Raw genomic sequence first — 12,342 nt, 5'->3', positions numbered from 1 at the left:
CAACGGCCTACAGTCCCCGAGCGTCCCGCAGGTCCGGACGCCGGGAAACGCCAAGAGAAAGACGATCAGCCGTGAAACTCTTTTACATGCCGAACACCTGTTCGATGGGTATCCATCTCCTGCTCGAGGAGATCGGCAAGCCCTACGAAAAGGAAAAGATCGATTTTGCCAGCCAGCAGCAATACAGCGAGACCTATAAAGCGCTCAACCCGAAGTCGAAGGTGCCGGCGTTGCAGGTCGACAATGGCCAGGTGCTGACGGAATGGCCCGCGATCGCCTTTTATCTCGCACGCTCCAATCCTGAGGCCAAACTGCTCCCGGACGACGCTCTGGCACAAGCACGCGTGATGGAACTGGTCGATTATATCACCGCCACTGTTCACATGCAGGGCTTCACCCGCTTCGCACGGCCTGGCAATTTCAGCCCCGACGAAAGCACTCATGAGGCGGTCAAGGCCCGTGGACTGGAACTGTTCGGCAACGGCTTCAAGATCATCGCGCCGCAGCTCAAGCAGCCCTATGCGCTGGGCGATTTCACCATCGCGGACGCCGCACTGTTCTATGTCGAACATTGGGCGGTGCGCCGCGCCGGCCTCACGCTGCCGGACGCCTGCCAGCGCCACTACAACACGATGCTGGAGCGACCTGCGGTGAAGCGAATGCTGGAGCGGGAAGCCGCCGCTTAAACCTACGGTCCGTTCGCCAGGTTGAGGATGAGCTGATGGACGACACCGCCGTCGCTCAACTCGGCGCGGTCGAAATCTCGGCTCTTCTGGCGCTGCGCCAGCGAGAGCTGGCCGAGCTTCTGGGTCAGTTGCTCGCGTATCTTGCTGCATTTTGGATCGTCAGGCACCGAAAAGCCGACGCTGGCGGCCTCGATCTGGCGCACCATGTCGACGATCATCTCGCCATGCGTCTTCTCATGGCGACGAACGCCTTCTATGAAAATCTCCCAGCTTTGCCGCACCGCCGGCGGCAAAGTGCCCGACGGCTTTGGTAGACGATAGATCAGCGTGAGATTGGGCACCGCCGACACCAGCGTGCAGCCACCGTTCTGCGGCACGTAGTTGCGCCGCCAGGTCAGCTTGAAGTCGGTGAAGGCGATGGCCCTGCCAGGCCCCGCCTTGGGTCCGTTCTCGCCGATGGAGCGGTAAAGCTCGATGCCGGATGCTCCGCGAATGGCATAGGTCTGAACCGTCTCGACAGCCTTCCAGTCGGCATGGGCAATGCTCGGCACAAGGGCGAAAAGAACAAGCAGTATGTGGCGAATCGTCAAAGGCACTCCGATGGGTTCTACGCTTGCCGGCACCGTATGAGGCTCGGGCCTAGAAGAAAAGGCGGCGTCTGATCACAGTCCGAGCAAAGTCAGCATGACGAAGGTTGCGAACAGCACGAAATGCGTCAGTCCCTCGATCATGTTGGTTTCGCCGTCATTGAGGTTGATCGCCGCCACGATCAGCGTCACCAGCACCATGGTGGTTTGCACCGGCGTCATCGCCATGATCATCGGCTGGCCCGTATAGAGTGCTATCGCCTCCATCACCGGCACTGTCAGGATGACGGTGGACAAGGACGCACCCAGCGCGATGTTGATGACCGCCTGCATGCGGTTGGCGAGTGCCGCACGCATCGCCGTCAGGATTTCGGGCGCCGCCGAAATGGCTGCGACGGCCACCGCGACCAGTCCCAGCGGCGCCCCGATATCGCTGAGGCCGGCATTGAGATGCGGCGACATGACTTCGGTCAGGCCGCCGATGATGACGATGCCCAACAAGAGCAATCCGATGGAGACCGGCACGGAGCCTGTTTCCTCTGTCAGTTCAGGCGCTTCTGCCTTCTTCTGCCTGGGATAGGAGTAGTCGAAGAAATAGGAATGGCGCCCGATCTGGTTTCTCAGGAAAAGCGCGTAGAGCCCCAGCATCGCAACGATTGTGAAGGCCGAGTAGGCATGCCAGTTGGCCCTCGGCACGAATTCGGGTACGACCATGGAAATACCCATCGCGGTGATGATCATCACGGTATAGGTCTTGCCCGAATCACTGTTGTAGGCTTGTTCGCCATGCTTGAAACCGCCGATGATGGCGGCGACACCCAGTATGCCGTTGATATCAAGCATGACGGCGGAATAGATCGTATCACGCACCAGCGTCGGCGATACAGCATGGGTGATCATGATGGCCAATATGAGCACCTCGACCGCGACGGCCGAAATGGTCAGCATCATCGTGCCGTAGGGCTCGCCAACCCGATGCGCCAGCACTTCGGCATGGGCGGCGACCCGCACCGACACGCCGATGATTGCCGCGATGATGACAACGGCCAAGACGATGTTTGCCACCGTGCCTATGGCTTCGATCCGTTCACCCCAAAAATGCCCGGCGATGCCAATCGCCACCGCCAGCAACAGGGGGAATTCCGCTCGCGCGCGACCCAGCATGTGATCTATTCCAGTATCCGAAAGCCGACTATGTCACCGGGCGGGTACGACGCGCCAGATCTTATTGCCGACATCGTCGGCGACCAGAAGCGCACCGTCATTGTTGACCGCAACGCCGACCGGACGGCCTAGCGCCTTGTCGTCCTTGCTGATGAAGCCTGTGAGAATATCGCGGGGGTCGCCGGATGGCATGCCGTTGGCGAATGGAACGAAAATGACCTTGTAGCCGCTGCGCGGCTTGCGGTTCCACGAACCATGCTGGCCGATGAAGGCGCCGTTGCGGAATTCCGGGCCGAACAGCATGCCGGTGTTGAAGGTCAGGCCAAGCGAGGCGGTATGCGGCCCGAGCGCATAATCGGGCATGATAGCCTTCTGCACCAGATCGGGACGCGGCGGTGTTACGCGCGTGTCGACATGCTGCCCGAAATAGCTGTAGGGCCACCCATAAAAGCCGCCATCCTTCACCGAGGTCATATAATCCGGCACGAGGTCGCTGCCGATCTCGTCCCGCTCGTTCACCGCGACCCACAGCGCGCCGCTGTCGGGTTGCCAGGACAAACCGTTCGGGTTGCGCAATCCCGAGGCGAACACCCGCATGCTCCGCGTCGCCAGATCGATTTCCAGAACGGCCGCGCGGTTCTCCTCCGCATCCATGCCGTTTTCGCCGACATTGCTGTTGGAACCCGCCGTGGCATAGAGCTTGGTGCCGTCGGGGCTGGCGATAACATCCTTGGTCCAGTGATGGTTGATCGGCCCGCCGGGCAGGTCGACGATCTTCTCGCCTGGCGCCGTGATCTCAGTCTGCCCATCCTGATAGGGGAACGCCATGATCGCATCGGTGTTGGCGACATAAAGCGTACCCTTGCTCAGCGTCACGCCGAACGGCGAGTTCAGGTTCTGCAGGAACGGCACCTTCATCTCGGCAACGCCGTCACCGTCCGCATCGCGCAGAAGGCTGATGCGGTTGGCGCTGGGCACCTCGGCTCCGGCTGCACCCATGACGATGCCCTGCACCCAGCCGCGAAGGCTGAATTTCTCGTCCGTCTTGGGCGGCTTGTTGCTTTCTACGACCAGCACATCGCCGTTCGGTAACACATGCAGCCAGCGGGGATGATCGAGACCGCCGGCGAATTCGTTGACTGCCAAACCCTGAGCAGGGGTCGGTGTCTGGCCCTGTGGCCAGGTCCCGGCCTTGGCGATGTTTACGGTCGGAATGAGGGTCGGGTTCGGCGGGGGAAGCGTCGGCCGTGGACCATACCCGGCCTCAATCGGGACGGTTGCCTGTTCGGACGCGAGATAGGTGACCGAGCAGGCGGCCATTGTTCCGATCACGAGGATGGCGATGACAGCCCAGAGCAGTTTTTTCACAAAGGTGATCCCAGAAATGGCCGACGCTGCGGGCCGCAGCGAACAATCGATTGGTGGAAGATTTAAGCCTTCCCATGTAGGTATCGTGCTCGGTGGCGAAATCCAGTGTTGTCGCCTACGAATTGGGGGAAGGCACACGATGCCGCAGGACGGTGTGGGATTGAAGGAAGACGGACGACACGGAAATGTTTGACGTCCTGGTGAATTATTGGCCGCACATCCTGGCGGCAATCTCGATCCTCGGCGCCGCTGCCGCTTCCATTCATGCGACGATGACCAAGGAAGACGTGCGCGCCGCGAACGGCTGGGTCGGCGTGGCGATCCTGTCACCGCTTGTGGGACCGACGATCTATGCGCTTGCCGGCATCAACCGCATGCGACGGGCCTCGATCCATTCGCAACGTTCCGTGCTTGGCAATCGCGCGCTGGAGCATCTTATCCTCTACGACGTCGCCGACAGCGTCGTACACCAACGCTATGGCGGACAGTTCAGCGCGCTGAAAACGCTGGGCGATCGCGTCGCGCGCAACGCGCTCACCTCCGGCAATAGCATCGAGATGCTGGAGACCGGCGACGAGGCCTATGCCAAGATGTGCGATGCCATCGACACCGCCAAGCGCAGCGTGCTGATGGAAACCTACATCTTCGACAACGACCGGATCGGCAAGCGTCTTGTCGATGCGCTCGGCCGCGCTGTCTCGCGCGGCATCGAGGTGCGTGTGCTGATCGACGCAGTAGGCGCCCGCTATTCGGTGCCGTCTGTGCTGAGGCCGCTGCAATCGGCAGGTGTGCGCACCGCCGTGTTCAACGGCAACATCATCATGGGCCTGCGCCTGCCCTATGCCAATCTGCGCACCCACCGCAAGATCATCGTCGTCGATGGCTGCACGGCCTTTACCGGCGGCATGAACATCCGCGAGGCCTTCACCAGCGAATTCGCCGCAGAGCATGTCGCGCGCGACACGCATTTCAAACTATCCGGGCCAATCGTCGCCGACCTTTTTTCCATCGCCGCCTATGACTGGCGTTTCACCACCAAGGAAGTCCTGGCCGGCCATAGCTGGCATATCGAGACCCCGGAACAGGGTCCCGATGCGCCGATCCTGATGCGAGCGGTACCTTCGGGCCCGGATTCGAGCCTGGAAACCAACCATAAGATGCTGATCGGCGCGTTTTCCACCGCCCGGAAATCGATCCGGATCATGTCGCCCTACTTCCTGCCGGACCGCGAACTGATCAGCGCACTGATAACCGCCGGGCGAAAGGGCGTGGAGATCGATATCGTCGTGCCGGCCGCCAACAATCTTGTTCTGGTCGACCGGGCGATGACAGCACAGTTCGACCAGGTCTTGAAGAATTACTGCCGGGTATGGCGGGCGGAAGGCTCGTTCAACCACTCCAAGCTGCTCGCCATCGACGAAACCTGGGCCTATGTCGGCTCGTCAAACCTCGATGCGCGCTCCTTGCGGCTCAATTTCGAAGTCGATCTTGAGGTTCTCGATGCAGACTTCGCCTCTTCCATTCACGGACGAATCGGCGAGGCGATGGAAACCTCGCGGGCGGTAACGCTGGAGAGCCTGCGCTCGCGCCCGTTTCTGGTTCGCCTGGTCGATAAGTTTCTGTGGCTGGGCTCGCCTTACCTCTGACCGACACCTCAACCAACTGGACGATGACGCCGCGCTTTCTATGTAACCTTCAGCCCCTACACGTCTTGGATCGGATGTCCCGCCGCGCATGATAGCGAAGAAACCCAATCTCCCCGCAAGCATCATGGAATCCATCCGCAAGCGCAATTTTCGCGACGAGGATGTGGTGTATGCGGCGGCCCGCGGGGAAACCCAGGCCATCGTCGCGTCCTACAATGTCCACAAGTGTGTCGGCGTAGACGGCAAATTCGATCCCGAACGCATTGCACAGGTTATCGGCGAGATCGACGCCGATATCATCGCCATCCAGGAAGCCGACAAGCGCTTCGGCGAACGCGAGGGGTTGCTCAACCTCGCGCGCCTGGAACTGGAGACTGGGCTGGTGCCTGTTCGCGCAGGGCTGAAGGAACAGAGCCATGGCTGGCATGGCAATCTTCTGCTGTTCAAGAAAGGCGTCATTGGCGGCGTCCATAAGGTCAAGCTGCCGGGGCTGGAGCCGCGCGGCGCCGTTATGGTCGATCTCGACCTCGAAGGCGGCGCAGCCATTCGCATTATTGCGGCCCATCTCGGCCTGTTGAGACATTCGCGCGGCCAACAGACCCGCATGGTGCTTGACCTCATCGGCAAGCGCGAGGAACGGCCGACGGTGCTGATGGGCGATTTCAACGAATGGCGCGTCGGCAACCGCTCATCGCTGAACACCTTGCGCAGCGTGTTCGGCCCGCTGCCGCCGGCCATACCAACCTTCCCCGCCACGCTGCCCGTGTTGGCGCTGGACCGCATCATGGCAAGCCGGCCGGGCATGGTTGCGGCCCTGCAGGCGCATGACACACCGCTGGCGCGGCAGGCCTCCGATCATCTGCCCCTGAAGGCGCTGATCAACATTCCGGAGGCGTGATCGGCAGTACGGCCTGCTTCAGGGACTCGGGGCGGAACCCTTCGCGTCAGAGCCCGAAATGCTCGATGGTGCGGATGATGCCGCGCAGTTCCGCCAGGCCTTTGAGCCGGCCGATGCAGGAATATCCCGGGTTCACCTTCTTGCCGATGTCGTCGACGATGGCGTGGCCATGGTCGGGGCGCATCGGGATGTCGTGGTCAGCGCGCCCCTCGGCTTTACGACGCTTTTCCTCGGCCAGAAGGGCTGCAACCACGGCGACCATATTGGTATCGCCTTCGAGATGCTCAGCCTCGTGGAACGAACCGTCCGGCTCCTTGGTAACGTTGCGCAGATGGGCGAAATGCACACGCGGCGCGAATTCTTTTGCCATGGCGACGAGGTCGTTGCTCTGGCCGGCGCCGAAAGAGCCGGTGCACAGCGTCAACCCGTTGGCCGGCGAGCTTTCCGCCGCGAGAATCTTGCGCGCGTCTTCCGCCGTCGAGACGATGCGCGGCAGCCCGAAGATCGGGAACGGCGGATCGTCCGGATGAATTGCCAGCTTCACTCCTTCTTCTTCGGCCACCGGCGCTATCTCGCTCAGCAGCGCGAACAGATTTTCGCGCAGTCCGTCGACGCTAAGGTCACGATAGGTGTCGAGCACGCGCTTGAAGCTGTCGCGGTCGAAAATGAATTCGCGCGCCGGCACCCAGCCGATCAGGTTCTGCTCGAGCCGGGCAAGCTCACTCTCGCTCTTCTCCGCAAGGCGCTTCCGGGCGGCTTCGATGCGCTCGGCGGGGTGTTCGTCTTCGGCTCCCGGTCTTTTCAGCACCAGAACGTCATACGCACAGAAATCGACGATATCGAAGCGCAAGGCGGTGCCACCATGCGGCATCGGGTAGTCGAGATCGGTGCGCGTCCAGTCGGTGATCGCCATGAAATTGTAGCAGACCGTCTTCACGCCCGCCTTGGCGACAGCGCGGATCGACGCCTTGTAGTTGTCGATCAGTTCAGCACAGCGCGGACCGCGCGTCTTGATGTCCTCATGCACGATGATGCTTTCGACGACATCAAAGGTAAGGCCGGCTTCCTCAATGACAGCCTTCCGCTTTAACACCTCATCAAGCGGCCAGGCGCGCCCGTCATTGAGGTGATGCAAGGCCGATACGATGCCCACCGCGCCCGCTTGGCGGACATGGGCGAGCTTGACCAGATCATCGGGTCCGAACCAACGCCAGGTCTGTCTCATGCGCGGGTGCCTTCAAGATCGGCAAGGGCCTTCGCCACGCCTTTGGACCGGATGGTGTCCAAGTGCTGAGTGACGAGGTTCATAAGGTCACTACGCTTGGCATGGCCGAGACCGAAACCGGCTGCATCGAATACAGCGGAAACCGTGCCTGCCGCATCGAGCTTACGGGAGAAGATTTCGGCCAAGGCGCCGTCGAGCGGATCGGTGAAATGGTTGGCGGGCAGAGTGGTTCCGCGCGCCTCGCAGGCAGCAATCCAGGCAGCCGGCGTCAGCGCCAGATGGTCCGCCCTGCCTCCGGCGGCAAGCCGAGACAGCGCGGAGGCCACGATGCGCTGCGGCAGCTTCTGGCTGCCGTCAAGCGCGATCTGTTTGGTCTGATGGGCGAGCGCAGTGTTGCCATAGCGCTCGGCTAGCCGCTTCGTATAGGCGGAGGTGTCGAGCCCAGCATCGGTCGGCAGCGTCTGCACGGCTTCCGCCCACAGACCGTCGACAAAGCGCCGGATTGCCGGGTCGCCGAAGCCGGTATCGACAGTGGGGTGACCAAGAAGCAGGCCGATATAGGCGATGGACGAGTGCGAGCCGTTCAGAAGCCTGAGCTTCATATCTTCGAAAGGTGTGACATCAGCCACCATTTCGACGCCGAACTGCTCCCAATCGGGGCGGCCGCCGGGGAAATTGTCTTCGACCACCCATTGCCTGAAGGGCTCGGTCATTACCGGCCAGGCATCCTCGACGCCCAGTATGCCGCTGATCCGGGAGCGATCCGCATCGGTGGTGGCGGGAACGATACGGTCGACCATGCTCGACGGGAACGCCAGATTCCGTTCGATGTAAGCAGCCAGACCGGCGTCGCGCAGCTCGGCGAAGTCGAGCAGAACACGGCGAAGCGTGTGGCCGTTGGCGGGGAGATTGTCGCAGCACAACACGGTGAAAGCAGCGACATCAGCGGCCTTGCGGCGCGCTATCGCCTCGGCCAGAAAGCCATGCACGGTCTTGGGATTGGCCGGATTTTCGAGATCGTGACGGATGTCGGGGTGATTGCCGTCCAGCCCACCGTCCGGCGCCCGCAGATAGGCTTTTTCCGTGACCGTCAGCGTCACGATCTTTACGCCCGGATCGGTCAAAGCATCAAGAAGGGCGGAAGGATTTTCCGGAGCGACCAAAAGCTGCAGCATCGAGCCTATGATGCGCAGATCCTCGCCGGAGCTGTCGCGCACCGCGAGCGTATAGAGCCCATCCTGCGGCTGAAGCGCATCGCGGGTATCGGCGCTGCGCAGCGATGCGCCGACGATGCCCCAACCTTTTTCGCCCGCCGCGATGCAGTCATCGACATAGACAGCTTGGTGGCAACGGTGAAACGCCCCGACGCCGAGATGGACGATGCCAGCGGAAACCTGTTTGCGGTCGTAGCCAGGGCGCGCCGCCCCTGCCGAAAGACCATTCAAGGCCTGTTCCGATAATCTTGAAGTCACGCGTGTCCTCCCCTGTCGCGGACGTTCCTACACCGCACTTCAGCTACGCGCAACTGATATCATCATACAACATATTGATAATTGTATGTTGACATGATCACTCGATCTGCTTACCGATTGCGACGCGATGGGAGGGTTCTAAGCGATGACTTTACTGACCGACGGCGACATGCTTTTTCCGGCTGAGCCGTCAATCCGTGGAGTCGCTCGCGATCTCTATAGCAGCGTCAAGAACCTGCCCATTATCAGCCCGCATGGGCACACCGATCCGCGCTGGTATGCGGAAAACAACCTATTCCCTGATCCAGCGCAACTGCTGATCGTTCCCGATCACTACGTCTTTCGTATGCTGTTCAGTCAGGGCATCGACTTGGAATCGCTAGGCGTGCCGACACTGGACGGCTCGCCGGTCCAGACAGACGGCCGCGCCATCTGGCGCATCTTCGCTGAGAACTATTTTCTTTTCCGAGGCACTCCGTCGCGCATCTGGTTCGACTACACGCTGCAGAACCTGTTCGGCGTCGAGGAACTGCTCTCAGCCGAAAGTGCCGACCGAATCTACGATCGCATCGCCGAGTGCCTGCAGCAGGACGCCTATCGGCCCCGCGCGCTGTTCGAACGCTTCAACATCGAGGCTATTGCCACCACTGAAAGCGCCCTCGACGATCTGAAATGGCACCGCCAGATCCGTGACAGCGGTTGGAGCGGGCGGGTCGTCACCGCCTATCGCCCCGATTCAGTGGTCGATCCCGATTTCGAAGGCTTTGCTGGCAATCTTGATCAGCTTGGCGACATAACCGGCTGCGATACCGGCCTCTGGACCGGTTATCTCGATGCGCATCGCAGCCGCCGGGCTTACTTCAAGGAATTCGGCGCGACCTCGTCCGACCACGGCCATCCCACGGCCGAGACAGCGAACCTTTCGGACGCCGCGGCGGAAGAACTTTTCAACCGCATCCGCAATGGTTCGGAAGACGAGCGCGAACGCCGGCTGTTCCGCGCGCAGATGCTGACCGAAATGGCCAAGATGAGCCTGGATGACGGGCTTGTGCTGCAGATTCATCCCGGCGCCTGGCGCAACCACTCGTCCGGAACTCTGGCGAAATTCGGCCGCGACAAGGGCTTCGATATCCCCAGCCGCACGGACTATGTCGGCGCGCTCAAACCGCTGCTCGATGCAGTCGGGCTCGAAAAGGACCTGACGGTCATTGCGTTCACGCTGGACGAATCCAGCTATGCGCGTGAGTTGGCGCCGCTTGCCGGCGTTTATCCCGCGCTCAAGCTCGGCCCGGCCTGGTGGTTCCACGACAGCCCGGAAGGGATGCGCCGCTTCCGAGAAATGACCACCGAGACCGCCGGCTTCTACAACACCGTCGGCTTCAACGACGATACCCGCGCTTTTCCGTCCATTCCGGCTCGCCACGATGTGGCGCGCCGCGTCGATTGTGCCTTCCTCGCCCGCCTCGTTTGCGAGCATCGCATCCGCGAGGAGGAAGCGCACGAGCTTGCAACTGAACTGGCCTACACGCTTGCAAAGCAGGCGTATCGGCTCTGATTGAAATCGAAGTCATTCAACGGGAGGAAACCAAGATGATGCACTTTACGAAAAAGCTGGCAGGCGCGCTGCTTGCGGCCACACTGTTTACCACCGTCGCCTCGGCACAGACGGTGCTGAAGTCGTCGGACACCCATCCAGACGGCTATCCGACGGTCGAGGGCGTCAAGTATTTCGGCGAGTTGCTGAAGGAACGCACCCAGGGCCGGTATTCGGTCGATGTCTATCACTCCGCCCAACTCGGCGAAGAAAAAGACACGATCGAGCAGGTTCGTTCGGGCGTCATCGAGCTGAACCGCGTCTCGATGGCCCCGTTCAACGGGACCGTCAAAGAGACGATCGTACCGGCGCTGCCCTACATCTTCACTTCCGAAGACCACATGCATAAAGTGATGGATGGTGCTGTCGGCGACCAGATCAAAGCCGCCTTCGAGCCGGTCGGCCTCGTCGTTCTGGCCTTCTACGATGCGGGGTCACGCTCCTTCTACAACTCCAAGAAGCCTATCAAGACCGTCGCCGACATGGCGGGCCTCAAGTTCCGCGTCATCCAGTCCGATATCTTCGTCGACATGACCGCAGCCCTTGGCGCCAACGCAACCCCGATGCCTTATGGCGAGGTTTATTCCTCGATCGAGACCGGAGTCATCGACGGAGCTGAAAACAACTTCCCCAGCTACGATACGGCAAAGCACGTTGAAGTGGCTAAATACTACTCGCTCGACGAACACACGATCCTTCCGGAAGTGTTCGTGATGAACAAGGCTGCCTTCGACGCTCTGACACCGGAAGACCAGGAAATCTTCAAGCAGGCCGCCAAGGACAGCGTTGCGAAGCAGCGCGAATTGTGGGCCGCCAAGACGACGGAATCTCGGGCCAACGCCGAAAAGCTCGGCTCCCAGATCAACGACGTGGAAAAGCAGGGCTTCATCGACGCCATGAAGCCGGTCTACGACAAGCACGTCAAAGATCCGGTTTTGCAGAAGCTGGTCGAGGACGTACGGGCCGTCAAGTAAACGCCAGTAATGGCCTAGGCGATCATTTGAACGGAAGATCGGGGTGACGGCGGGATGAGCTCGCCGTCACCCGCCCATCTCATTCGTGTCCGCGAGGCCACGTCGACCAGCGGAAGTCCGACGGCCAGGAGATTTGGATGTCGACCCAACCACCCCTAGGCGTGCCCATCCTGTCGCGCGTCAACACCACCGCACTGTATCTGGCCAGCATCGGCCTGGTGGTGATGACCGCCATCGTCGCCTGGCAGGTCTTCTGCCGCTACATTCTCAACGATTCCCCCAGTTGGACCGAACCGGGCGCCGTCATGCTGATGAGTTGGTTCATCTTTCTCGGCGCCGCTGTCGGCGTGCGCGAAAACAATCATATGGGTTTCGACGTGCTGCTCTACGTCATGCCGCACTGGGCCAAGAAATGGCTGCGGATGATCTCCGACATCGTCATCCTGGCCTTCGGCATCGGCATGGTCTGGTATGGCAGCAAGCTCGTCGGGCTGACCTGGAACACCACGCTTCCCGCCTTGGGCATATCCGGTGGCTGGGACTACCTGCCGGTTGTAGGGGGCGGCATTCTCGTCATGCTGTTCTCGCTGGAACGCATCGTTCTGAGGGTAAGCGGAGCGCCTATCGACGATGCGCTCGATGAAATGGTGGCGCCGGAGATCGCCGTCGAATTGGAAAACGTTTCAGCGGTTCGCGAAGACGCAGCCGAACAGGCCAGGAAGGGCTGA

At 61.0% G+C, this 12,342-nt stretch carries 11 protein-coding genes; 6 read left to right on the top strand and 5 right to left on the bottom strand.

Going from position 1 to position 12,342, the window contains the following annotated elements:
* Positions 1–71: 71 nt before the first annotated feature.
* A complete protein-coding gene (locus ICI42_RS10965; RefSeq protein ID WP_188164615.1) occupies positions 72–686 on the top strand; it encodes a glutathione S-transferase family protein in 615 nt (204 codons plus the stop codon).
* 2 nt (positions 687–688) lie between these two features.
* Here ICI42_RS10965 and ICI42_RS10960 read toward each other — a convergent pair whose 3' ends face one another.
* From ICI42_RS10960 to ICI42_RS10950, 3 genes are all read right to left on the bottom strand, one after another.
* On the bottom strand, positions 689–1,282 hold the full coding sequence (locus ICI42_RS10960) for a DUF922 domain-containing Zn-dependent protease (protein WP_188164614.1): 594 nt from the start codon (positions 1,280–1,282) through the stop codon (positions 689–691).
* Positions 1,283–1,348: 66 nt separating this feature from the next.
* Positions 1,349–2,437: a calcium:proton antiporter gene (locus ICI42_RS10955; protein WP_188164613.1), complete on the bottom strand. Its 1,089-nt coding sequence runs from the start codon at positions 2,435–2,437 to the stop codon at positions 1,349–1,351.
* Positions 2,438–2,470: 33 nt separating this feature from the next.
* Positions 2,471–3,757 (bottom strand): PQQ-dependent sugar dehydrogenase, encoded by a 1,287-nt coding sequence (locus tag ICI42_RS10950; RefSeq protein WP_188165048.1) that lies wholly within the window; start codon positions 3,755–3,757, stop codon positions 2,471–2,473.
* Positions 3,758–3,990: 233 nt separating this feature from the next.
* Here ICI42_RS10950 and ICI42_RS10945 point away from each other — a divergent pair, with 233 nt between their 5' ends.
* The gene (locus tag ICI42_RS10945; RefSeq protein WP_188164612.1) at positions 3,991–5,451 is read left to right on the top strand and encodes a phospholipase D-like domain-containing protein; all 1,461 of its coding nucleotides are present in this window, start codon (positions 3,991–3,993) and stop codon (positions 5,449–5,451) included.
* Between the two features lie 88 nt (positions 5,452–5,539).
* Positions 5,540–6,349 carry an endonuclease/exonuclease/phosphatase family protein gene (locus tag ICI42_RS10940; RefSeq protein ID WP_188164611.1) on the top strand — a complete coding sequence of 270 codons (810 nt, stop codon included), beginning with the start codon at positions 5,540–5,542 and terminating at the stop codon, positions 6,347–6,349.
* 46 nt (positions 6,350–6,395) lie between these two features.
* On the opposite strand, the gene uxuA is transcribed toward ICI42_RS10940, so the two are convergent.
* Both uxuA and ICI42_RS10930 read right to left on the bottom strand, forming a co-directional pair.
* Complete coding sequence (gene uxuA / locus ICI42_RS10935; RefSeq protein ID WP_188164610.1) at positions 6,396–7,574, bottom strand: mannonate dehydratase; 1,179 nt, start codon at positions 7,572–7,574, stop codon at positions 6,396–6,398.
* Entirely contained in the window at positions 7,571–9,046 is a 1,476-nt protein-coding gene (locus ICI42_RS10930; protein WP_188164609.1) for a mannitol dehydrogenase family protein, read from the bottom strand. Before ICI42_RS10930 ends, uxuA begins: the two co-directional genes overlap by 4 nt.
* Positions 9,047–9,191: 145 nt before the next feature.
* On the opposite strand from ICI42_RS10930, the gene uxaC reads away from it, so the two are divergent.
* From uxaC to ICI42_RS10915, 3 genes are all read left to right on the top strand, one after another.
* Entirely contained in the window at positions 9,192–10,601 is a 1,410-nt protein-coding gene (gene uxaC, locus ICI42_RS10925; RefSeq protein ID WP_188164608.1) for a glucuronate isomerase, read from the top strand.
* Between the two features lie 35 nt (positions 10,602–10,636).
* A complete protein-coding gene (locus tag ICI42_RS10920) occupies positions 10,637–11,614 on the top strand; it encodes a TRAP transporter substrate-binding protein (protein WP_188164607.1) in 978 nt (325 codons plus the stop codon).
* A 137-nt stretch (positions 11,615–11,751) separates the two neighbouring features.
* Positions 11,752–12,342 carry a TRAP transporter small permease gene (locus ICI42_RS10915; protein WP_188164606.1) on the top strand — a complete coding sequence of 197 codons (591 nt, stop codon included), beginning with the start codon at positions 11,752–11,754 and terminating at the stop codon, positions 12,340–12,342.

This window comes from Oryzicola mucosus, from assembly GCF_014534685.1.
Taxonomy (GTDB): domain Bacteria; phylum Pseudomonadota; class Alphaproteobacteria; order Rhizobiales; family Rhizobiaceae; genus Oryzicola; species Oryzicola mucosus.
This window is presented reverse-complemented; position numbering and strand designations above follow the sequence as displayed.